Source organism: Dokdonella immobilis, assembly GCF_900115085.1.
In the GTDB taxonomy this organism is placed as follows: domain Bacteria; phylum Pseudomonadota; class Gammaproteobacteria; order Xanthomonadales; family Rhodanobacteraceae; genus Dokdonella; species Dokdonella immobilis.
Genome location: NZ_FOVF01000002.1, coordinates 206,062 through 227,947, shown reverse-complemented (window position 1 = coordinate 227,947; position 21,886 = coordinate 206,062). Strand labels below are relative to the sequence as shown.

General features: G+C 66.8%; 19 protein-coding genes and 1 tRNA gene. 10 read left to right on the top strand and 10 right to left on the bottom strand.

Features of this window, described 5'->3' with window-relative positions; translation table 11 throughout:
- Positions 1 to 5: 5 nt before the first annotated feature.
- The 7 genes from BM125_RS02260 to BM125_RS02230 form a co-directional block, all read right to left on the bottom strand.
- The gene (locus BM125_RS02260) at positions 6 to 341 is read right to left on the bottom strand and encodes a YegP family protein (protein WP_092404443.1); all 336 of its coding nucleotides are present in this window, start codon (positions 339 to 341) and stop codon (positions 6 to 8) included.
- Positions 342 to 672: 331 nt separating this feature from the next.
- Positions 673 to 748 (bottom strand) — tRNA-Thr (locus BM125_RS02255).
- A gap of 91 nt (positions 749 to 839) precedes the next feature.
- On the bottom strand, positions 840 to 1,496 hold the full coding sequence (locus BM125_RS02250) for an SPOR domain-containing protein (protein WP_092404441.1): 657 nt from the start codon (positions 1,494 to 1,496) through the stop codon (positions 840 to 842).
- Between the two features lie 69 nt (positions 1,497 to 1,565).
- Entirely contained in the window at positions 1,566 to 2,318 is a 753-nt protein-coding gene (locus BM125_RS02245; RefSeq protein WP_092404439.1) for a type III pantothenate kinase, read from the bottom strand.
- Positions 2,315 to 3,307 carry a biotin--[acetyl-CoA-carboxylase] ligase gene (locus BM125_RS02240; protein WP_175497869.1) on the bottom strand — a complete coding sequence of 331 codons (993 nt, stop codon included), beginning with the start codon at positions 3,305 to 3,307 and terminating at the stop codon, positions 2,315 to 2,317. The genes BM125_RS02245 and BM125_RS02240 overlap by 4 nt, the downstream gene beginning before the upstream one ends.
- Positions 3,304 to 3,948: a glycerol-3-phosphate 1-O-acyltransferase PlsY gene (gene plsY / locus BM125_RS02235; protein WP_175497868.1), complete on the bottom strand. Its 645-nt coding sequence runs from the start codon at positions 3,946 to 3,948 to the stop codon at positions 3,304 to 3,306. Before plsY ends, BM125_RS02240 begins: the two co-directional genes overlap by 4 nt.
- Before the next feature lie 52 nt (positions 3,949 to 4,000).
- Positions 4,001 to 5,851 (bottom strand): DegV family protein, encoded by a 1,851-nt coding sequence (locus tag BM125_RS02230; RefSeq protein WP_175497867.1) that lies wholly within the window; start codon positions 5,849 to 5,851, stop codon positions 4,001 to 4,003.
- 460 nt (positions 5,852 to 6,311) lie between these two features.
- On the opposite strand from BM125_RS02230, the gene BM125_RS02225 reads away from it, so the two are divergent.
- Complete coding sequence (locus BM125_RS02225; protein ID WP_092404433.1) at positions 6,312 to 6,680, top strand: hypothetical protein; 369 nt, start codon at positions 6,312 to 6,314, stop codon at positions 6,678 to 6,680.
- A gap of 156 nt (positions 6,681 to 6,836) precedes the next feature.
- Here BM125_RS02225 and BM125_RS02220 read toward each other — a convergent pair whose 3' ends face one another.
- On the bottom strand, positions 6,837 to 7,442 hold the full coding sequence (locus tag BM125_RS02220) for a hypothetical protein (RefSeq protein WP_139224823.1): 606 nt from the start codon (positions 7,440 to 7,442) through the stop codon (positions 6,837 to 6,839).
- Between the two features lie 210 nt (positions 7,443 to 7,652).
- Positions 7,653 to 9,152 carry a tetratricopeptide repeat-containing sulfotransferase family protein gene (locus BM125_RS02215; RefSeq protein ID WP_175497866.1) on the bottom strand — a complete coding sequence of 500 codons (1,500 nt, stop codon included), beginning with the start codon at positions 9,150 to 9,152 and terminating at the stop codon, positions 7,653 to 7,655.
- Positions 9,153 to 9,436: 284 nt separating this feature from the next.
- Between BM125_RS02215 and BM125_RS02210 the strand changes: the two genes are divergently transcribed.
- The 9 genes from BM125_RS02210 (at position 9,437) to BM125_RS02170 (ending at position 19,426) form a co-directional block, all read left to right on the top strand.
- The gene (locus BM125_RS02210; protein WP_175497865.1) at positions 9,437 to 12,130 is read left to right on the top strand and encodes a C25 family cysteine peptidase; all 2,694 of its coding nucleotides are present in this window, start codon (positions 9,437 to 9,439) and stop codon (positions 12,128 to 12,130) included.
- 4 nt (positions 12,131 to 12,134) lie between these two features.
- Positions 12,135 to 13,001 (top strand): UbiA prenyltransferase family protein, encoded by an 867-nt coding sequence (locus BM125_RS02205; RefSeq protein WP_175497864.1) that lies wholly within the window; start codon positions 12,135 to 12,137, stop codon positions 12,999 to 13,001.
- A gap of 61 nt (positions 13,002 to 13,062) precedes the next feature.
- Positions 13,063 to 14,271, top strand: coding sequence for a type II secretion system inner membrane protein GspF (gspF, locus tag BM125_RS02200; RefSeq protein WP_092404423.1), 1,209 nt, complete (start codon positions 13,063 to 13,065; stop codon positions 14,269 to 14,271).
- A 106-nt stretch (positions 14,272 to 14,377) separates the two neighbouring features.
- On the top strand, positions 14,378 to 15,052 hold the full coding sequence (ftsE, locus tag BM125_RS02195) for a cell division ATP-binding protein FtsE (RefSeq protein ID WP_092404421.1): 675 nt from the start codon (positions 14,378 to 14,380) through the stop codon (positions 15,050 to 15,052).
- A complete protein-coding gene (ftsX, locus tag BM125_RS02190) occupies positions 15,052 to 16,056 on the top strand; it encodes a permease-like cell division protein FtsX (protein WP_092404419.1) in 1,005 nt (334 codons plus the stop codon). Before ftsE ends, ftsX begins: the two co-directional genes overlap by 1 nt.
- Positions 16,053 to 16,907, top strand: coding sequence for a response regulator (locus BM125_RS02185; RefSeq protein WP_092404417.1), 855 nt, complete (start codon positions 16,053 to 16,055; stop codon positions 16,905 to 16,907). Before ftsX ends, BM125_RS02185 begins: the two co-directional genes overlap by 4 nt.
- Positions 16,904 to 17,611, top strand: a complete 708-nt coding sequence (ung, locus tag BM125_RS02180; protein ID WP_092404415.1) for a uracil-DNA glycosylase — start codon at positions 16,904 to 16,906, stop codon at positions 17,609 to 17,611. The genes BM125_RS02185 and ung overlap by 4 nt, the downstream gene beginning before the upstream one ends.
- Positions 17,612 to 17,990: 379 nt before the next feature.
- The gene (gene rpoH, locus BM125_RS02175) at positions 17,991 to 18,854 is read left to right on the top strand and encodes an RNA polymerase sigma factor RpoH (RefSeq protein ID WP_092404413.1); all 864 of its coding nucleotides are present in this window, start codon (positions 17,991 to 17,993) and stop codon (positions 18,852 to 18,854) included.
- A 122-nt stretch (positions 18,855 to 18,976) separates the two neighbouring features.
- The gene (locus BM125_RS02170) at positions 18,977 to 19,426 is read left to right on the top strand and encodes a hypothetical protein (RefSeq protein ID WP_139224822.1); all 450 of its coding nucleotides are present in this window, start codon (positions 18,977 to 18,979) and stop codon (positions 19,424 to 19,426) included.
- Between the two features lie 47 nt (positions 19,427 to 19,473).
- Here the strand turns inward: BM125_RS02170 and BM125_RS02165 are convergent, their stop codons facing one another.
- A complete protein-coding gene (locus tag BM125_RS02165; protein ID WP_092404409.1) occupies positions 19,474 to 21,660 on the bottom strand; it encodes a primosomal protein N' in 2,187 nt (728 codons plus the stop codon).
- Positions 21,661 to 21,886 lie beyond the last annotated feature (226 nt).

The window sequence follows — 21,886 nt, the reverse complement described above, 5'->3', positions numbered from 1 at the left end:
AATCCTCAGACCGACAGGTCCTTGATGCTGGCGGATGCGCCGTTGGCCTTGACGCTGGCGATCCCGGCCTCTCGCGAAGCCTCGGACGCATACATCTGGCTCGTACCGATGACCTGATGATTGGCCGACTTCAGGTTGAAATAGGCCTTGTCGTTGGTGGCCGTCTTGCGTTCGTAGTTCGCATCATCGGCGCTACTGGACTGGACCGAAGCGATACCACCCTGCGCGGCGGCCCTGGACGAATACATTTGGCTGGTCAGGATCGTTTGCGCATTGCCCGCCTTGAGGACGAACCGGAACTGACCGTCGCTGCTCTTGCTCAATTCAAACCAACCTGCCATTGACCTTCTCCTGTCCGCATGGAACCGAATCTTGTCAGACATGCCGCCTGGCGGCGCGTCGCAAGCCCCGGATTGGAACCTAACACGGGCAAGTACGGGCAGAGCCGCTCCAATGTCCTGGATGACCAAAGTTCACGATCTGGCGGCTGGCGAACCACGACTCGCGCGGCGCAATCATTGTCGAGAGCGGTCGAGCGCGCCAACGGGATTATCATGCGCGCTCGATTCCCGAAGCACCATGGAGGTGCGCATCATCCGGCAAACGGAGGGGGCTTGCCGACGGGATTCTAGATCCGGCGCGGCTGGCAAGCCTATGGGGTGCCATCGGATCTGGTGCCGGCACCCGGATTCGAACTGGGGACCTACCGCTTACAAGGCGGTTGCTCTACCAACTGAGCTATGCCGGCATGGGGCGCGCATTCTAGTGGAGTGGGCGCGAAATACCAATTCAGGCGGATGCGGCCAACCGGCTTGCGGATCCTTTGCGGAGCCCGCTGCTCAGAAACAATCGATCCGGCGTTCCTCGAGGCCGACCGGACTGGCTACGTGCGAACGCCAGTCGACGTTGTTGTTCCTGTCCCTGGCGAGGTCGATCCAGTAGACCGGCAGTTCCTCGGTGCGCTGGATCAGTTTCGGGTCGAAGCCCATCGCCGCAATTTCGGCCTTGCGCCGTTCGGCATTGGCCTGTTCGCGGAACAGACCGAGCGAGATCGTATTGAGCTGGTCGCCGGCGGTGACCACGTAGTAGTCGCGAACGCCTTTCGCCGACAACGAACGGGCTACGCCCAGTGCCTCTTCGCGATTCTTCAGGGCGGCTAGGAACACCCAGTAGCCGCGCGACTGGGTCGCGCGTTCGTCGCGGTATTGGATGCGCTTGACCAGCGGCGACAGCGAATTGAGCGTGGCGCGCATGTCCGACTGGGTCTGGAACGGGCCGATCGACAGGCAGATATCGTCACTGCTGCTCGATCCCGGCCTGGCGGCAGCGGGCTGCGGCGAGTGGCCCGATTCGCGCTCGCTCAGCAGGACCAGGGCAGGCACGCCCGGATCACTCGGCGGCCGCGACACTTCCGGCGCCTTGGGCGCAAATGCGATCCAGCAGGCACCGCCTATGTTGAGCGCAAGCAGCAGCAGGAACAGGACTCTCGGGAACATCCGGGCTCGATGGGGACTGCACGGGACGGGCAGGTATTGGTGTTTGATTCTAGCCCGAACCCCGGTCGCCTACGGTGATCGGAGGCCGGATTCGCGTTCCGACCAGAGCGCCAGGCCGCGCAGGACCAGATCACGGCCGCGTTCGACATCGGGCAGCAGGGACAGCCATTCGCCGACGCCGCCACCGTCCGCAACGACGGCGACCGGCGCCCCGATCCGCGCATGGAATTCGCGGCGAAACCTCTCGATCAGGGCAACCGCGGCGAGCAGGCAGCCCGAGTAGGCCGCATCCATGGTGTTGTCGGCGATCTCGACGAGATGCCCCGGTTCCTCACCGACGCGAGCGGTGCCGCGTCCGAGCGATTCGCGCATGAGCGCCGGCGACGGTGCGATCAATCCACCCAGATGGCGACCGTCGGCGCAGAGCGCATCGAGCGTCAGCGCCGTGCCGCAGCTGACGATCACCTGCGCCCTGGGCTGGGCCGCGTGCAGCGCGGCCATGGCCAGAAAGCGGTCGACTCCGAGCCGCTCCGGCTCGCGGTAGGCATTGGTGATACCGAGGCCCGAGGCAGGACTGCGCACGAATTCGGCCTCGGTTTCGAAATGCGCCTCGATCAGCTCGGCCAGTTCGTGCTCCCGGGCAGGGTCGACGACGCTGGCAACGAGTATTGCCTGAAGACGCGGCAGCGCGGACCAGTTGCTGCTGAGCGCGGCTTCGAGAGTGGTTTCGCGGTGGGCAAAGACACCGCCCATGCTGCGCCGGCCGTCCGCCCAGAGCGCCCATTTCAGACGCGTGTTGCCAAAATCGACGAGAAGTTTCACGAGGCGGATCCGGATTGCGGTCGCACGCTTACCTCGCCACTGTCGACCCGCAACTCGCCATCCGCGGTGCGCAACAGGAGCGCGCCATGCCGATCGACACCGGCGGCTTCACCGCAGCGCTCCCCACCGCCGCCGGTCACGCGCACGGGCTTTCCGCGCAGCACATCGTAGCGCGCATATTCATCGGCGAACGCGGCAAATGAGGATTGTGCGAAACATTCGAGCGCCTCAAGCAGGTGCTCGAGCAGGCACGCGGCAATCCTGTTGCGATCCGCCGGCGCACCATCGCCGATGCGGACCAGATCGGTCCATGGCTGGTCGATCGCCCCACCTGCGGCCGCATCAATCCGCAGATTGAGGCCAATACCGACCACGGCATGGCAGGGCCCCAGCGCATCGCCGCCGAGTTCGACCAGGATGCCGCCAAGCTTGAGGCCCCGGTGCTGGATGTCATTCGGCCATTTCAGACCGATGCCGTGATAACCAAGCCGTTCGAGCGCTCGCATGACGCCGATGCCGACGGCCAGACTGAGTCCGGCCATCGAGGCCATGCCGGCATCGAAACGGCGCCAGATCGAGAATGCGAGCCCGCCGCCGAGTGGCATATGCCAGCGACGCCCGCGCCGTCCACGACCGGCCGTCTGGATCTCGGCAAAACAGGCACCGGGGCCGCTATCGCCGGCCTGCACGCGCCGGCTCAGCGCGCTATTGGTCGAATCGATCTGCCAATGCACTTCGAGCGACTCCAGCCTGCTTCGCGCCGAATCGGACATGGCCGCGCGAATGGCGTCCTCGTCGAGCAGCGCGAGTGGGCCGCGCAGCCGGTAACCGCTGCCGGCGGCGGCTTCGATCGGCGCACCCTTCTCTCTCAGTGCCTCCATCTGCTTCCAGACCGCGGCACGAGACACGCCGAAGCGCGCGGCGAGTGCGCTGCCGGATACCGGCTGCGCTTCGTCGAGAGCCTGCAACAGGGCACGCGCTTCGATCATGGCGAACGCGCAGCGCGGCCGATGCGCGGTTCTTCGCCACGCACCATGCGACGCAGGTTGGCCCGGTGCGTGAACAGGATCAGCGCGGCGATGGCGAGGGCAAATGCAGCGAGTGCCGGCGGGAAGGCATGTCCAGAACGATCGAGCAGCCACAGACCGACAGGAAAGGCGAGCGCGCCGAGTACCGTGGCAAAACCAACGTAGCGAAATGCGGCGATCACGGCCAGCCATACGGTGAACATGATCCCGGCCAGGAGCGGCGCCATGACCAGCAGGGCGCCGAACGCGGTACCCGCCCCCTTGCCGCCGCGAAAGCCGAAGTAGACCGGCCAGCAGTGCCCAAGCACGGCGGCGAACGCGCAGGCACAGGGTGCCAGCAGGGGCGACGACCACCAGGCCGGCTGGTCGAGGCCAGCGACCGACAGACCACCGAGCCACGCCGCCAGCGCACCCTTGCCGACATCGATGGCGACGACGCCGAGGGCGAATCGCCAGCCGGCGACACGCAGGGCGTTCGTGCCGCCGGCGTTGCCGCTGCCCTGGGTGCGGATATCGACGCCGCGCAGGTGGCCAAGGACGAGGCTGCCGGAGATCGACCCGAGCAGGTACGCCACAATCAGTTGGGCGATCAGAAACGCCAAGATTCCCCTCTCCCGGGCCGTCGGCGGAAGGCCGCGCACGACGATGATGCCATTACCGTGGCGACGGCGGCAGCTTCGGCATGAGTGCCAACACGACTGCACCGGCACCGGCGTGTGCACCGATGGCGCTGCCGGCGTCGAATACGGGGGGACACTCGACCCCGGGCAACTGCGCGACCAGAGCGGCCCGCACGCGCTCGGCTTCGTCAGGGTTGTCGCAATGCATGACCTGGCCGCGCCAGGCCGTGGTCCGATCGATGCCGCGCAGGCAGCGAACCACGAAGCGACGCGGCAGTTCCCTGCGATCCAGGCCGATGCCAAGCACGTGCAGGCGTCCGTCGCGGGCACCGATGCGGGCCAACGGGACCAGGCCCAGCCAGCGCGTGATCGGCAGCGCCCAGGCCGGAATGCGGCCTCCGCGTACGGCCGAGGTCAGATCGCGGACGTAGGCAAACGTTGCGGTTCGCGCGCGCAAGGCCTCGAGCTCGGCGATGATCGTCGCGGCATCGGCTCCAGCCGCGGCGCGTTCGGCCGCGTGCCGCGCGAGCAGACCCTGGCCACCCGAGACGTTCGCCGTGTCGAAGACATGAACGCGCCGATCCAGACCCGAGGCCGCGGATTCGCCGGCCTGCAGCGTGCCTGAAATGGCGCGCGAGACGCCGACGTAGAGGACTTCCTCGTGATGGCTGAGGAGGAATTCGAACAGCCGCCGGAAGTCGCCCGGTGGCGGTTGCGAGGTGCGCACGGTGTGCTCGCTGGTGCGCAGCAGGGCGTAGAACGCATCGGCGGACAGGGACACCTTGTCGAGGAAGTCCTGCGCACCGACGTTGATGCGCACCGGAACGACCTGTAGGGGCAGAGTCTCGAGGGCCTCGGCCGTAATGTCGGCCGCCGAATCGACGACCACGGCGACCTTGCCGCTGACATGCGCGGAACGCTGCTGGGCGAGCATGTCGTCGGCCTTGCGCGCGCGCACTTCGCCGAACCGCGACAGCGCGTCGAACAGGCGAGCGGGCTCGTCGATGTGCATGTGCACGCGCAGCTTCTCGCGCGTGCCGGCCATGACCAGGCTCGAGCCGCCCAGTGCATCGAGGGCCAGGCGCACCTGGGCACGATCGATCGAACTCGCCGAAAGCACACACTCCGTGCACCAGCGGTGGGTCGGATCGGTATCGATCTCGGACCCGACCATGACGCCGACATCGGCGGCAACCGGCTGGGCCTCGCCGTGCGCGGCCACGCGACCGCGCTGGATGTAATCGTTGATGCCTTCGAGAAGATGCAGGAAGCCCTGCGCGCCGGCATCGACGACGCCCGCCTTGCGCAGCACCGCCAGTTGCTTCGGCGTGTCCGCGAGCGCTTCGCGGCTTGCCGCGAGAGCGCGCGCAAAGGCGGTACGCAAGTCCTCGACGCCCTGGTCGCAGGCCTGGCGCAGCGATCGCGAGAATGCTCCGATGACCGACAACATGGTGCCCTCGCGCGGCTCGGCGATCGCCTGGCGAGCCTGCAGCGCACCGATGTCGACGGCCGCCGCCAGCGGGCACAGGCCAAGGCGCCGCTGCCCGGCCAACGGTTCGCTGACGCCCTGCAGGAACTGAGCGAGGATGGCGCCCGAATTGCCGCGCGCGCCATCGATCGCCTCGCTGGCCATGCGCTGGAAGATCGCGCCGGCGTGCGCACCCGACATGCCGCGCAGGGCGTTGCGCACGCTCGCCAGGGTGAAGCCGAGATTGCTGCCGGTATCGCCATCGGGCACCGGAAAGACATTGATCCGGTTGAGGAGGTCGCGTTCGGCGAGAACGCGGCCGATGCCGGCAATCAGCGCCTGCTTGAGCGTGCGTCCGTCGGCGTCGCGGTGATGTCTCGGGCTTAAACCCGGGTTTTCGATGGCGGACGATGGCATCGGTAGCGGGGTCCGGTCAGGAAATGGGGCGGAATGCGTTCGCGGCCCGGCCTGCGATACGCGAACGCCCCGCATGGAACCATTATGTGGCCTGCCCGATCAACGTCCGGCGCATGCCCGGGCATCCGCTGGCGCAGTCGGTACGGGTGCCATGCCGGCCTTGCGGCCGGGTTCGGGCGGGCGATTCACCGAATGTTCGCCTGCGGACACGGACGTGTCCGCGACTGTCCGCCGCTGTCCACTGGACACCTGAAGCGCACCGCGAACTGAACCTACCATTTTGATATTCATGGATATTCTGGCTTGGCATGATAGCTGCTGAAGCTTGCCCGGGACCGATTGCAAAGCAGCCTCGGCAATCTCGCTTGCAGGATGGATTGCTGGTGTCCGTCCAGGGATCGTGGGAAACTTCCCCGCTCTGGCGCCGACGCAGTCCCGTGCAGCAATCCGGAGACGAAGCATGACCACGCGCAAGTTGACCTCCTCGCTTTCACTTCTGGCCGCGCTGTTGTTCGCCGCGGCGGCGCATGCCGGTGACTACTCGATGGATGTCGGCACGACATCCGAACGTGGCGCGGGCGCATCGAGCGCGCAGAACGATTGCGCTTCCTCCGGTTCCGCTGCGGCCGATGGCGGCCGCAGCGTCACGGGCATTCGGGACAGCACGCGTGCCTCCGCTTCGGTCGCCAACGACAGATCAGCGCCTGCGGCCGCCGAAGCCGCCGAATCGACACCGGGCGGCAGCAACACGTCCACCGAGTCCATCAGCGTACCGATCAAGGCGCGCAGCAATCGCTGGCAGTCGCTCGTACCTGGCGCGATCAAATAGCCACCGTCACCGCATTTCCGACAGCGCCCGCCAACCCGGCGGATCCGCAAGCCTTGAACCTGGATCGGGCGGGGCAATGAAAAAGGGCAGGCCTCGACGGCCTGCCCTTCTTGTTGAAACCGCGGGCGATGATCGCCCGCGCAATTCCTGGCCGGTCTAGTCGACCGAGTAGCTCTGCAGCGAGACCGGCGTGGTGCCCGCCATGATGCCCGAGCCATCGTCCTGGTAGCAGTACTGGTTGATCGTGACCGGATATCCGGTCGGGCCCGTGGTCGAGAGCGAGACCCAGGCGTAGTTCGTCGTCGCGGTGCCTTCGTTGTTGAAGGCCACGCCGACATAACCGTTGGTTACGCCACCGAGGAGCGCACCCGGATTGACGATGCCGGCCGTGGTCAGCGGCGAGGAGCCGTCGATCATGGTGCCCGCCGGAAGGACGTCCGCGGTGGTGCCGGTACCGACGATGCGGTTGGTGTTGGCAGCATTGGTGGAGGTGAAGAATCGAAGATTGCCGCCGGTCTGATACGCATTGAAGTCCCAGCCGGCCACGGTTCCCGCCAGATTGACCACGCCCGTGGCGAAATTCACGTAGGCGCCGTCAATCGTCGCGGGCACGTCGACCGGGGCCGGAAAATTCGAACAGATGATCGCCGCGATCGCCGATGACGAACCGATGGTGGCCGAGGCTAAGGCCAGCGAGGCAACCACAGCTGCGCGGCTGAAACGCGGCTTGCGAGCTACTGAAAGACTATTGGATGTGCTCATTAACATTCACCCGAGATTGATTAATGAACTTTGGATCTTTGTTTCCCTGCCGGATCCTAGTCCGCCATGCAAAGTTGCTGAATAGACGATCCCATCTCCCCAGTGCGTCAAGCTACCACAACCCGGCGTGTGCGGCATTCAGCTTTGGGGCGGGGCGGAGTGATGTCGAGCCGGACCGGCGCCATCGGCCGACGATCACCTGCCGCTCGCTCAGGTCAGGGCCTGCCGCAGTGCGTCAAGCAGGTTTCCGTAGTTCCCGGCCACTCCGGTCTGACGGCGCATCGGCTGGCGCACCTGCGCCGAACTGGCGGTCCGCACCGCGCGCCGGGCATCCTCCGGACTCAGGCAACCGGCCTCGAATGGCAGGCCACAGAAGTCCAGCAGTTGCCGAACCTGAACCGGCGCATCCGCCAGAATCGCCTCAAGCGCCTGCACGCGCACATGTCCGGGATGCTCGCGCTGCCAGAAATCGGTCAGCCATGCATAGTCCTTCCAGCAGGCGGCAAGGTCCGCAAAGGCGTAGCTGAAACGCATCAGCCCGGGCGCGAACATCTGCTTGTAACAGGACCAGCAGGTTTCCAGCGGATCGCGTCGGCAGTCGATGATCCGGCTACCTGGCAACATGGCGCGGATTACGCCCACGTATTTCCAGTTGTCGAGCGCCTTGTCCGTGGAGATGGGTCGCTGGCTGCGCCAGCGCGCGGTTCGCTCCAGGTATTCCCCGCCCAGTCGCTGCCAGTCGGCAGGGCTGGCCCGAGGCGCCCAGTTCGCCAGCTCGGTGCCACGGCGTCTCGACTCCGCGTTCAGGACGAGACCGAGATCCGGCAGTTCGCTCGCACCTTCCACGAGCGAGTGTGCGGACAGGATCTGCTCGACCAGGGTCGATCCGGAACGAGGCAATCCGACCACGAAGATCACCTCCGACCCGCGAGCATCCCCGTCAGGACCTGCGGCCAGGGACCTCGATGTCCGCGCCAGGGCCTCGACCTGGGCGTGGTGCTCGGTCGCGTTCCAGCGCCAGCGCTCCCGCGCCGCCGCATTGGCCCGGTCGAACGCCGCGAACGCCTCGGAATATCGCCCGAGCCGCTCGCAGGCCTGGCCGAAGGCAAAATCGACCTTCATGCGGGCCTCGCTGGAGAGCCCCGGATCGGAGGCGAAAGTGGCCAGGGCCTCGAACTCGCCCGGGGCCAGCTCGACGGTCTTGATGTCGAGCAGCCCAAACCAGGCGTCTTCGCGCGCCTGCCCCTTGGCCAGCAGCGATCGATACGCTTGCGCGGTCTCGGCGATCCGACCGAGCGCCTGCAGGCTGCGCGCCTTCAGGAAGCCGGCGCGGGTCAAATTCGGATCCAGCGCCAGCGCGCGTTCGGCGGCATCCAGGGCCGCTTCGTGCTCGCCGCAGGCATCGAACGTGGCGCCAAGCGACAGCCAGCGTGCCGGTTCGGGACGGATCGTGCAGGCCCGCTGCAGGGTGTTCGCGGCGGCCAGCACCTGACCGGCGCCGGCCTGCGCGGCGGCCAACAGGTCCAGCAGTTCCGGATCGTCCGGGCAGGAACGCAGGGCGCCGCCAAGGTCGTCCATTGCATCCTCGTTGCGACCCTGGCCCAGGTGCAGGCGTCCGAGCCGCTCGAGGACGGCCGGATGTCCGGGAGCGAGCGCCAGGGACGCCGCCAGCAGTTGCTCGGCCTCGGCCCAGCGATGCAGGTGAAGCAACGGGTCGATCCGTTCCAGCGACCTTCGTGCGGCCCCCGTCAGTCCGTGCAGCCTCCCCGGCTGTGCTTTCCTGCCAGTGCGTTTTGAAATCATCGTCGGGGGCGGCTCCTGCTGGGTCGGCCTTGACCGGTCCAGCCGGCAAGGCCAATGCTTCTAGAATTTGCGCATCGGCGATCGCTGCGGTTGCAGCAGTCGCACAAGGCCATTAGCCTAGCCGATTACTTTCCGGTACAACCCAGCTGATGTCGAATGTGAATCTGCCTCGCCCAGCGCCGATTCGCGCGGTGACCCCGTTTCGCAATTCCCTGCTCGCGATCCTGTTTGCCCCGGCCCTCGCTGGCGCCTGCGAGGGCAACCTGAATGTCGAAATCGAGCACACGGGCGTCTATGCGCTGGGCCACGAGGACGTCGTGGCCATCCAGCCCGGGCTGGCCGGGTGCGCCAGTTCGGACCTGCGCCTGACCAACCTCGGCGTCGAGGTACCAATCGCGGTCGCCGATGGCGGCGATGGCAGGTTCGACCCGGGCGACCGGATCGAATGGATCGGCCAGCAGCTGCACGGTCCACAGAGCTGGTTCGATACCTACAGCATCAACAACAGCTACATGCTCTCGGTCGCACCGGGTCCCCATGCGCGCATTCGCGACGAACGCCCGATACCGGGTTCGAAACCGGCTGCGCTCGAGCGGACCCTGCATTTCGAGCAGGAAAACCTCATGATCCGGCTCGACCAGAACGCCCAGAAGCCCGGCGAGGAGCCCGACCTCTGGCAGTGGGCCAAGCTGACCCAGGCCGACCCCAAGCCGCTGCCCGGTCGCTTCGACCTGCCCGAATTGCAGGTATCCGCGGGCAAGGTTGGCGTGAAGATCAACTTTCGCGGCATTTCCGCACTGTTCGTGCCGTATGACCATGAGTCCCAGCGACCCCACGATCACCGGGTCGAATTCCGCATCAACGACCGCCTGGTCGAACGTTTCGAATGGGACGGCAAGGATGAGGTGAGCCGGGAACTCGAGCTTCCCGCGGCCTGGCTCAAAGCGGAAGGCAACCAGTTCGAACTTTCGATTCCCAAACGGGCCACGCCCTGGAATCCCGACAACTCCCTGGTGGACGTCGTCATGTTCAACTGGATCGAATTCCGCTACGCGGTCGGCAGTCTTTCGGCGACGTCGCCGCCGGTCCAATTGGACCGCGCGTCGAATGGGTCATTTGCGGTGCGCTGGCAGGGCGAGTCGCCACCTTTGCTATACGGCGACGACGGCGTGCGTCGGTACGGCGAGCTGCAAGGCAACGGCGAAGCGACCTTCGCGGCCGCTCCCGCCGGCACGACCCTGTACGCGGCTGTCGATCCGCTGGCCCGACCGAAATCGGTTCGCGCCGCCAGGCCGGCTCTATGGTCGATGCCAACGACCGGCTACGACTACCTGATCGTCAGCCATCCCAGCCTGATGGAGGCGATCGAACCGCTCGCCGACTTTCATCGAAAGCGCGGCCTGAAGGTTGCGGTTGCCGACATCAACGACATCTACGACGGCTTCAACTTCGGCATCCCGCATCCGCGCGCCATCAGCAACTTCGTGCGTACCGCCTGGAAGGACTGGCCCGCACCCAAACCGCGCTTCCTGCTCCTCGTCGGCGATGCCAGTTTCGACATCCGGCACGAAACCTACAACGATCTCGCCTATGCGAAGTTCGCCAACAACTCCACGGAGCTCAACTTCTCCGGGCACTTCTCGGGAATACCGGCAACACCCTACAAGGAAGGGTCGGCCGCGTTCGCCGATCGCAACCTGATTCCGACCTGGCAATACCCCTCTCCGGAAGGGCAGTCCGCCAGCGACAATCCGTTCGGGGTCGTCGATGACGGCTACTACCCGTCCGTCGCAGTCGGCCGTTTTCCCGTCGTCGAACCGGCCGAAGTCAGCGCCATCGTGGCCAAGACCATTACCTACCTGACCCGGCCGGACCCGGGCATCTGGCGCCGCGACGTGATGTTCATCACCGACGAGTCGGACTACTTCAAGAAGTCCTCGGACCAGCTCGCGAACAGCGTCAGCAGCCGCGGATTCAGCGTCGACAAGATCTACGCCAGTCCGGACGAGGCCGACAACCTCTCCCACCAGAGCGCGATCAAGGACGGCCTCAACGCCGGCCAGCTGCTCGTGCACTTCATCGGACACGGCGGTCGATTCATCTGGCGTACCGGCCCACCCGATCTGCGCAAGAACCACGACCTGTTCACCCTCGACGATGTCAGTGAGCTGCAGAACGGCGGGCGCCTGCCGATGGTCCTCTCGATGACCTGCTACTCGGCGCCGTTCGACAACCCGACCGAGGATTCGATCGGCGAACGCTTCCTGCGCGAGGCCGACAAGGGCGCCGTCGCCGTGTTTGCGGCTTCCTGGCGAAACTCGCCTTCGACCGCCTTCAGCAAGAGCCTGGTCGATGAGCTGCTGGTTCCGGGAGCGACCATCGGCGAGGCCATCGTACGATCGAAGAAGACCCTGCAGGACCGCACCCTGGTCGAGATGTACAACCTGCTCGGCGACCCCGCCGTCGTGCTCGAGCGTCCGCGGGCCGATGCACGGCTCGCCCTCGACGCCGATCCGTGGCGACCGTCGGTCCTGGTCTCCCTGCCGGGACGGACGTTCGGCGGACTGGTTGCGATGGACTGGCTGGACGAACAGGATGCGCTGCTGTCGACCACGGTGCGCCGGGTCGACGAAACCGTATTCAGCGTGGACATCCCGAAGTTTCCCGACGGCAAGCTCGCGAAGTTCGTGCGTCTGTATGCGAACGACGAGCGCAGCGGCCAGGACATGTCGGCCGGATTGAGCCTCGCCGGAATCGGCGAACGGCGCTCGAATGGCTGGCGCTGGCCGGATGGGCTGCGTCCTGCCCCGCGCGCGCAAGCCGCGGATACGCTCAAGCGCGATGGCTTCGACCGCCATGCGGCCGCTTCCGCGGGCAACGACTGAATCCATGCGAACCGCCCTGGCGCTGCTCGAACTGGCGCGCCCCGCGCAATGGATCAAGAACGGCTTCGTCCTGCTGCCGCTGTTCTTCGCCCACGCATTGCTCGATGGCGATGCCCTGCGCGGCGCCCTGCTGGCGACGGCGGCATTCTGCCTTGCCGCCTCGGCGGTCTATGCCTTCAATGATGCCCGCGATGCCGAGCGCGACCGCCTGCATCCGGACAAGCGCATGCGGCCGGTGGCACGCGGCGCAGTCGGCGCGAAACCGGCCTACTGCCTGTCGGCGGCGCTGGCCCTGCTATCGCTGCTGATCGCCGCTGCCGTCCGCATCGAAGTGGCGGCGGTCATCGCCCTCTACCTCGGCATCCAGCTGGCCTATTCGCTGGGCCTCAAGCGCATTGCCTACCTCGACGTCGTCATCGTCGCCAGCGGATTCGCGCTGCGCATCATCGCCGGCGGACTTTCCGCCGACGTGCCGCTGACGCCCTGGATCCTGGCCATGGGGTTCCTGCTCGCCCTGATGCTCGCCCTCGGCAAGCGTCATGGCGATCTGGTCCACGTCGAAGACGTCCGCGCGCGTGCCGCGTCGGGCTATGACCTGGCCACCATCGAGCGCCTGTTGGCCGGCCTGTCCGGAGCCGTCATCGCCGCCTATGTTCTCTACACGTTCTCGCCCGAGGTGATTGCCCGCCACGGTCATCACGCCCTCTTCTATTCGACCCCCTGGGTCCTGCTCGGCGTCCTGCGCTACCTGTTCCTGGTCTTTCGCCGGGGCGCGGGCGGCGATCCGAGCCGGCTCGCCGTGCGCGATCCGGTGTTGCTGCTGGCGACCGTGGGCTGGCTGGCCACGCTCGGCGGCATCCTCTACCTCTGACTGCCATCATCGGCGCATTCCGGCGACAATGACCTGACTCGTCCCCTGCAAGGGAATCCGCGTGCCCGCATTCGCATACCAGGCGCTAGACAGCGACGGCAAGACCCAGCGCGGGGTGCTGCAGGGCGATACGGCGCGGGCGGTGCGCAGTGCCTTGCGCGAACGCGGCCTGAATCCGCTGGCCGTCGAGGAAGCCACCGAGCATCGGCGCAGTGCCCTTCCATTCTCGCGGCGCGGTCTTTCCGGTACCCAACTGGCCATGCTGACCCGGCAACTGTCGACCCTGGTCGGCGCCGGACTGCCGATCGACGAATCCCTGGCCGCCCTCTCCGAGCAGGACGACAACGAGCGCCAGCGAACCTTGACGGTGGCCTTGCGCTCGCGGGTCATGGAGGGCGCCAGCCTGGCCCAGGCCATGGCCGATTTTCCCGACAGCTTCCCGGAAATCTTCCGGGCCACGGTGGCCGCCGGCGAACAGTCGGGCCATCTCGATGAGGTGCTCGACAAGCTGGCCGACTACGCCGAGGCGCGCGACGCCCTCAAGCAGACCCTGCTGGCCGCGCTGACCTATCCGCTGCTGCTGACCCTGGTGGCCCTGGCCGTCGTTGCCGGCCTGCTGACCTGGGTGGTGCCGCAGATCATCGGGGTTTTCCAGAACATGCAGCAGACCCTGCCGCTGGCCACGCGCCTGCTCATGGGCCTCTCGGATTTCCTGCGCCACTGGGCCTGGCTGCTGCTCGGCCTGCTCGTGCTCGCGGCGCTCGCGGTGCGCCTGGCCCTGCAACGCGAGTCGGTGCGCTATCGCTGGCATGCGCTGCTGCTGCGCCTGCCATTGATCGGCCGCCTTACCCGCGCCGCCAATACGGCACGGGCCGCCCGCACCCTGGCCCTGCTCGCCGGCGCGGCCGTGCCCCTGCTCGATGCCCTGTCGATCGCCGCCCAGGTCGTGCCTAACCTGCCGATGCGCGAGTCCCTGCGGCATGCCGCGTTCAAGATCCGCGAAGGCAGCAGCTTCGCCCGCGCGCTGGCCGAGAGCCGGCAGTTCCCGCCGGTTGCGCTGCGCCTGATCGCCAGCGGCGAACGCTCGGGCGAACTGCCGCGCATGCTCGACGAAGCCGCCGCCCAGCAGCAGCGCGACCTCGATCGCTGGCTCGGCGTGCTCGCCGCGACCCTCGGTCCCGCCGTCATCCTGCTGGTCGGCGCGATGGTCCTGTTCATCGTGCTGGCCATCCTGATGCCGATCTTCGATCTCAATCAGATGGTCAAGTGATGGGATTCGGGATTCGGGATTCGGGATTTGCAGGAGCCGCCAGCAACGGAGCGGCTAGTCCGCGTTACCGAATCCCGAATCCCCAATCCCCAATCCCGGCCATCCAATGATCCACTTCGACAACGTCAGCAAACGCTATGCCGGGGGCCATGAGGCGCTGAACGGGCTCAGCTTCGATGTCGAGGCCGGCGAAATGGTCTTCGTCACGGGCCATTCCGGTGCCGGCAAGACCACCTTGCTCAAGCTGCTTGGCATCATCGAGCGGCCCTCACGAGGCGAAATCGTGCTCAACGGGGCCGATCTGGGACGCGTGCGCCAACGCTCGATCCCTCAGGTGCGTCGCGGCATCGGCATGGTCTTCCAGAACCATCGCCTGCTGATGGATCGTTGCGTGTTCGACAATGTCGCCCTGCCCCTCGGCATCGTCGGTGCCGGTCGCGAGGAAACCGCCAAGCGGGTCCGCGCCGCGCTCGACAAGGTCGGCCTGCTCGACCGCGAGCGTGCGGCGCCGGCCACGCTGTCGACCGGGGAGCAACAGCGCGTCGGCATCGCCCGCGCGCTGGTCGGCAAGCCGCCCCTGATCATTGCCGACGAGCCGACCGGCAATCTCGACCCGCAACTCTCCGTGGAGATCATGAACCTGTTTGCCGAATTCCAGCAGGTGGGCACGACGGTCCTGATCGCGAGCCATGACCTGCACCTGATCCGGCACATGGGCAAGCGCGTCCTCGTGCTCGACCATGGCCAGCTGATCGACGATTTTCGTCCGCAGGCCGCGTGATGGCGAGAGCGCGCCCCCAGGCCAATCGGCTACGCGAAGCGCCACCGGCGAACCAGAGCGTCCCGCGCCAGCGGCGCTCGCTGCGGGCGCGCTGGAGCGCCTGGATCCAGCAGCACCGGGAGAGCTTCCGCTCGAGCTTGCGGCGCATGGTCGAGCGCCCGTGGGCCTCGATCCTGACCGTACTCGTCATGGGCATCGCACTGGCATTGCCGCTGTTGTTCTATGTCCTGCTCGACAATGCCAGGGCCCTCTCGGGCGGCTTGCGCGAGGCGCGCGAGTTCACCGTGTTCCTGCAAACCGGCGAGGGCACGGACGCGGCCCGGCGCTTTGCCGCCGAGCTCGGACAGCGCAAGGATGTGGCCGCGGTCGTGGTGCGTACGCCGGAGCAGGGGCTGGCCGAATTCCGCCAGCTCTCGGGCTTTGCCGAGGCCCTCGACGTGCTCCAGGACAATCCGCTGCCGAATGTCCTCGTCGTTTCACCGATGGCCGACAGTCGCGTGGGCAATCCGGCCCTGCTCGAGGAACTCAAGGCCGACCCGCGGGTCGACATGGTGCAGTACGATGCAACCTGGCGCCAGCGCCTTTCGGCCATCCTCGAATTCGGGGCGCGTGCCATGCAGGCGTTGACGATCCTGCTGGGCTTGGCCACTCTGCTGGTCGTGGGCAATACCGTTCGCATGGATATCCAGGCGCGCGCCGAGGAGATTGCCGTCGTGCAACTCATGGGAGCTAGTGATGGTTATGTACGCCGACCGTTCCTGTACGCCGGATTCTGGTACGGCCTGTTTGGCGGCGCGCTGGCCGTGATCGCGGTCGGACTGGTCGAACTGGCAATGCGCGGGCCGCTGCTGGAGCTGCTGGCCAGCTACCAGAACCGCTTTGCGCTGCACGGCTTCGGCTGGCGCGAGCCGCTGCTGGTGGTGGCCGCGAGTTCCCTGCTGGGCTGGCTCGGCGCCTGGGTCGTCAGCACCCGCTACCTGATCGCCGGACGTCCGCAGCGATGAGCCAGAAACCCAACCTGACCCGACATCTGTCATCCGAGGAGCCGCGCGTGCTCGTCGTCGATGGCTCCAAGGTGGTCCGCCGCCTTATCGAGCAGATGCTGAAGGCCAACCTGCCCGGCGTCACCGTGCTGGCCTGCGAGTCCGGCGCCGAGGCGCTGGCCAAGCTCAGTGAAGGCGTCGTCGATTTCGTCACCACCGCGCTGCGCCTGGCGGACATGGATGGTCTCGAGCTGGCGAAGCGGATCCGCGAGCAATCGCCACAGGCCTACATGCCGATCGTGGTCGTCTCCGGAGACGTCCAGGAGCGGCTCGTCGAACGCTCGATCAGTGACGACGTGACCGACTACTTCGACAAGTCGCTCGGCTTCCAGGCGCTGGCCGAGTTCATTCGCGGCTATGTGCGACCGACCGAGCTGACCTCGGGCGAGGTTCTCTATGTCGAGGACAGCCGCGTGGTCGCGCTGGCGACCCGGCGCATGCTCGAGAAACACGGCCTGACCGTGCTCCACGTCATCTCGGTCGAGGACGCCCTGGCCCTGCTCGAAACCGCGCAGTCGATGGACCGCATCGGCGCCGACATCGTCCTCACCGACGTCAACCTGAAGGGCGAACTGACCGGCGGCGACCTGCTCGAGCGGATTCGCCACCAGCTTGGCTATGGCAAGGGCCATTTGCCGGTCATCGTCATGACCGGCGATGACAACCCGGACAACCAGGCCGTGCTGTTGCGCGCCGGTGCCAACGATCTGGTCGAGAAGCCGATCGACGAACGCCTGCTCGTGACCAAGCTGCTGTTCCAGTTGCGGGTCGGACGCAACCTGCGCGCCCGGGTCAGCCAAGCGACCGCATGACCGAAAGTCGGATTCGTCTCGAACCCTCCTGGCGGCAACGCGTCGGCGCGATGCTCGAAACTCCCCGGATGCGCCAGCTGGCGACCTTCCTGCGCACCGAAAAGGCGGCCGGCAAGACGATCTATCCGCCCGGGCCACGCATCTTTGCCGCGCTCGACACGACCCCGTTCGATGCGGTCAAGGTGGTCATCCTTGGCCAGGATCCCTACCACGGTCCCGGCCAGGCGCACGGGCTGTGCTTTTCGGTCGGCAGCGGGGTCGCCGTGCCGCCCTCGTTGCAGAACATCTTTAAGGAAATCTCGCGCGACCTCGGCCTGCCGCGTCCGCGCCACGGCGATCTGACTGCCTGGGCGCGCCAGGGCGTCCTGCTTCTGAATGCAGTGCTGACGGTCGAGCGCGGCCAGCCCGGATCGCATCAGGGCAGGGGTTGGGAGGAATTCACCGATTCCTGCATCGCTGCGCTCGACCGGGAACGCGAGGGTCTCGTGTTCCTGCTCTGGGGAAGTCACGCGCAGGCGAAGGGCCGCCTGATCGATGCGCGGCGGCACCGGGTCCTGAAGGCGCCGCATCCGTCGCCACTGTCGGCCCACCGCGGATTTCTCGGCTGTGGCCATTTTTCCGAGACCAATCGCTACCTGCAGGAGCATGGGCAGACGCCGATCGACTGGAGCCTGCCAGATATCGCGACGGGACCCGGTCCCTAGGAGCCCGTCGGACTTGAATCGATCGGGTTTCAAATCCGTCTGCGCGGTCCATGTTTTCGCCGCTTCCTGGCCCATAGAACCACTATGGGCCTGCGAATCGTCGAAAATCTGTCCTCACGCAGCCGAATATTCGCCTCGACCGCTCAAGTCAGACAGACACCTGGAATCCATTGGGCTGCGGCACCATCCCGGGGCCTGCCGAGCGGGATTGTTCACGCAATATGGCCAGTCTGCTCACTGCGGATTAACACAATCCGAGCTACTATACCGGGCAGTTCAGTTATCTATGGGCCCCGGGCGACAGGCCGGGAACTCCCGCCGGCTTTAGCACTCCAAGTGGCCGAGTGCTAAAGTGTGCCGCAAGAATGAGGATTTCTGCATGAGCAACGCCCTGATCGCCAGCAATTTTCCGGTTCCCAGTCCGCTGGGCAGCCTGGATGCCTATATCTCCGCCGTGCATCGCGTTCCCATGCTGAGCCCGGAAGACGAGCAGGCCCTGGCTCGCGACTATATCGAGAACGAGAACATCGACTCGGCGCGCAAGATGGTCATGTCGCACCTGCGCTTCGTCGTGCACGTCGCCCGCGGCTACGCCGGCTACGGCCTGCAGATCGCCGATCTGATCCAGGAAGGCAATATCGGCCTGATGAAGGCGGTCAAGCGCTTCGATCCGGACCAGGGTGTGCGCCTGGTCTCCTTCGCCGTGCACTGGATCCGCGCCGAGATGCACGAATTCATCCTGCGCAACTGGCGCATCGTCAAGGTCGCGACGACCAAGGCCCAGCGCAAGCTGTTCTTCAACCTGCGCAAGTCGAAGAAGCGCCTCGGCTGGATGAACAACGACGAGGTCAACACGATCGCGAAGGAACTCGGCGTGCCGGCCGCCACCGTGCTCGAGATGGAGTCGCGTCTGAGTGGGCGCGACATCGCGTTCGATGCGCCGACCGACGACGACGAGGACGCGCGACCGTCTCCGGTGATGTTCCTCGAGGATCACCAGAACGCCGATCCTTACCTTACGGTCGAGAACGATTCCGAGGAGGAGTCGTCGCTGGACACCCTGCACAAGGGCCTGGCCAAGCTCGACGAGCGCTCGCGTGACATCATTCAGCGCCGCTGGCTCGGCGACGAGAACAAGGCCACGCTGCAGGAACTGGCTGACGAATACGGCGTCTCCGCCGAGCGCATCCGCCAGGTCGAGGCCAATGCGATGAAGAAGATGCGCGCCCTGTTCGTCGCCTGATCCGGCCGCGCGTCCGGGCAACGAAGAAGGCCCCGCATGCGGGGCCTTCTTGCTTTGTGCCTGTTCGGCACGCGCCGCGGCACGGTATGCTTGGCGACACCGGACACCTTCGAGGATCAAGGATGAAACGTACGCTTGCCCGCTCCCTGTGCCTTCTTGCCCTGTGCGCGCTTTGCGCCTGCTCGCACGTGAGCTCATTCGAATCGCCGCGAACCGGCACGCGCCTGCTGGTCAAGAACGACGCCATGACCCTGCCGGCCACGCGCGACCTGCGCGGTACGAGTTTCGGCAACTACGAATTCGAGGCGCGCGAAGGCGAAGGCGACGCCTTCTACGGGATCCTGCCGCTGAAGTTCAAGGGCGGCCACCTCGCCGCCGACATCATCCTGTTCGCCCCGGCCGCGTTCTTCAACCTGCGCTCGGTATTCCCGTTCTATGAGGTCGACGTCGCAGCGGGCGTCATCCGCTACAAGGAAAAGCGTTCGGATCCCTGGACCGAATACCGGCCAAAGCCCGAAGAGGCCGAGCGCGCACGCGCGTTCTATGCGGAACGGGCTTCGACCGCGCAATAGATTCCGGACCACGGGTCAGGGCCGTCCTTTCGCCCTGCCCGGCCCGCTCAGCCCATCTCTACCGGATCGACGTCGATCGACCAGCGCACACGGCGGGCGCTCGGCCGACCTCGCAGCGAAGCGAGCCAGTCGGGCAGGAAGGCCTGCATGGCGCTGCGCTCCGCCGCTTCGATGATCACCTGGCTGCGCTGGAAACCGGCCCGGCGCGGCATCGGTGCCGGCAACGGGCCGTGCGCAGACACTTGCGGGGCATGGGCGCCGGCAGCCTCGACAGCCTCTGCCAGAAACCCCTCGGCGTCACCCATGGCTTTCGCTTCGGCACGAAGCAGGGCGAAGTGCCCGAACGGCGGCAACGACGCCGCCCGGCGCTCGTGCATCAGGGTGCGCGCCAGCGCCGGATAGCCACCCTCGATCAGGTCGCGCAGGAGCGGGTGATCGGGCTGGTGCGTTTGCAGGATCACCGAGCCGGCGCGGTCGGCACGTCCCGCCCGCCCGGCCACCTGCACGATCAGCTGACCGAGACGTTCGGCGGCGCGAAAGTCGACGCTGTGCAGGCCCTCGTCGACGCCGGCCACGACGACCAGGGTCAGGCCCGGAAGGTCGTGGCCCTTGGCCAGCATCTGCGTCCCGACCAGGATCCGCGCACCGTCAGCATCGAGTTGCTCGAAGATCAGCTCGCGACCGCCGCGGTTACGCGTGGTATCGCGGTCCACCCGCAATACCGGCACGTCGGGAAAGCGCTCGCGCAGGACTTCCTCAATGCGCTCGGTACCCTGCCCTTGCGGCGCCAGGGCCGGGCTCGCGCACTGCGGACAGGCCGGCGGAATGCGCGCTTGGGCCCCGCAATGATGACAGCGCAGCCGCGCCGCGCCGCGATGCAGGGTCAGGGGGCGGTCGCAGCGCGCGCACTGGGCGGTCCAGCCACAGCCGTGACAGAACAGTACCGGCGCATAGCCGCGCCGGTTGCGGAAGACCAGGACCTGCTCGCCGCGGGCCAGATGCTGCTGCATCACCTGCAGGGTCGAGACGGCCAGGCCCTGCTCGAGACGCTTGTTGCGCAGGTCCATGACCTGCAGGGACGGCGGCCGGGCCACGCCGGCACGCTGCGGCAGGCCCAGTCTGCGGTAGCGGCCCGCCTCGGCATTGGCCAGGCTCTCCAGCGAGGGCGTCGCCGAGCCGAGCAGCAGCGGCACGTCGAGCGCCTTGGCGCGGACCACGGCGAGGTCGCGGGCGTGATAGCGGAAACCGTCCTGCTGCTTGTAGGAAGCATCGTGCTCCTCGTCAACGATGATGAGGCCGGGCAACGGCAACGGCACGAAGATCGCCGAGCGCGTACCGAGGATGACGCGAGCTTCGCCGCGCGCGGCAGCCAGCCAGGCCTTCGCGCGCTCCCGTTCGGACAGACCCGAATGCAGCACGGCGATGTCGAAACCGAGGCGTTCACGAAATCGGCGCGTGGTCTGCGGGGTCAGGGCAATCTCGGGGACCAGGACCAGGGCTTGCCGGCCGCGCGCGATCGTTTCGGCGATGGCCGCGAGATAGACCTCGGTCTTGCCGCTGCCGGTGACGCCCTCGATCAGGATCGGCGCGAAGCGCCCGAGGTCCGCGCGAATGGCCTCGACCGCTGCCTGCTGGTCGGCATTCAGTGCCGGCGCCGCGACTGCGCCATCGGCACGCAGCGGCCCCTCGAGCCTGCACTCCGCTACCCAGCCACGTGCACGCAGACTGCGACAGGCCGCGCGCCAACCGGGCAGGCGCTCGTCTAGCGTCACGCTCGACTGCGGACCGTCAGCGAGGATTTCCAGCAGCGCGGCGGTTCGGCTGCCGCACCGGCGGCGCGGATCGGCCAGGGCCGACTGCCCGGCTCGGCTCAGTTCGAAGCCATCCACGCCAGCGGCCGGCAGCTCGCCGGCGCCGCGCATCAGCACCGGCAGGGCCGCCTCGAACGCCTCGCCGATCGCATGCTGGTAGTAGCGCGCCGCCCAGCACACCGTGCGCATCAACTCGTCGCCGAGCAGCGGAGTCGTGTCGAGAATCGCTGCCACCGGCTTCAACTGCCCGGCGGGTACAGCACTCGTGTCGGTGCATTCGAGCACAACGCCAGTCAGCGTCCTGCCGGCGAACGGCACACGCACGCGGCAACCCGGCACGGGCTCGGCGAGACCGGCCTCCAACAGGTAGTCGAACAGGCGGAACAGCGGCACCGGGAGCGCCACACGGACGATGCGCGGCATCAGGGAAGCTCGTGACCACTGGCGCAATCGTCAGGGCGTCCGGAAGGCTCGCCACAGGTGCTGCGTGGCGAAGCGGAGGGTGGTTGCCGTGACGAGGCGCGCGGTGCCTGTGGCGGGCCTTCTGGACGCCGCCCAATTCCAATGAAAGTCGTCTGTGGGGAGACGTCTGCCTGCGCGCAACTCCTTGTTGCGCCGACTTGAAAGACTGCCAGTCTGTCTGCATCGG

Coding starts and splice junctions, on each gene's coding strand:
- BM125_RS02260 (WP_092404443.1), bottom strand. CDS start 341: ATGGCAGGTTGGTTTGAATTGAGCAAGAGCAGCGACGGTCAGTTCCGG.
- BM125_RS02250 (WP_092404441.1), bottom strand. CDS start 1,496: ATGTTCCCGAGAGTCCTGTTCCTGCTGCTGCTTGCGCTCAACATAGGC.
- BM125_RS02240 (WP_175497869.1), bottom strand. CDS start 3,307: ATGATCGAAGCGCGTGCCCTGTTGCAGGCTCTCGACGAAGCGCAGCCG.
- BM125_RS02230 (WP_175497867.1), bottom strand. CDS start 5,851: ATGCCATCGTCCGCCATCGAAAACCCGGGTTTAAGCCCGAGACATCAC.
- BM125_RS02225 (WP_092404433.1), top strand. CDS start 6,312: ATGACCACGCGCAAGTTGACCTCCTCGCTTTCACTTCTGGCCGCGCTG.
- BM125_RS02220 (WP_139224823.1), bottom strand. CDS start 7,442: ATGAGCACATCCAATAGTCTTTCAGTAGCTCGCAAGCCGCGTTTCAGC.
- BM125_RS02205 (WP_175497864.1), top strand. CDS start 12,135: ATGCGAACCGCCCTGGCGCTGCTCGAACTGGCGCGCCCCGCGCAATGG.
- ftsE (WP_092404421.1), top strand. CDS start 14,378: ATGATCCACTTCGACAACGTCAGCAAACGCTATGCCGGGGGCCATGAG.
- ftsX (WP_092404419.1), top strand. CDS start 15,052: ATGGCGAGAGCGCGCCCCCAGGCCAATCGGCTACGCGAAGCGCCACCG.
- BM125_RS02185 (WP_092404417.1), top strand. CDS start 16,053: ATGAGCCAGAAACCCAACCTGACCCGACATCTGTCATCCGAGGAGCCG.
- ung (WP_092404415.1), top strand. CDS start 16,904: ATGACCGAAAGTCGGATTCGTCTCGAACCCTCCTGGCGGCAACGCGTC.
- rpoH (WP_092404413.1), top strand. CDS start 17,991: ATGAGCAACGCCCTGATCGCCAGCAATTTTCCGGTTCCCAGTCCGCTG.
- BM125_RS02170 (WP_139224822.1), top strand. CDS start 18,977: ATGAAACGTACGCTTGCCCGCTCCCTGTGCCTTCTTGCCCTGTGCGCG.
- BM125_RS02165 (WP_092404409.1), bottom strand. CDS start 21,660: ATGCCGCGCATCGTCCGTGTGGCGCTCCCGGTGCCGCTGTTCCGCCTG.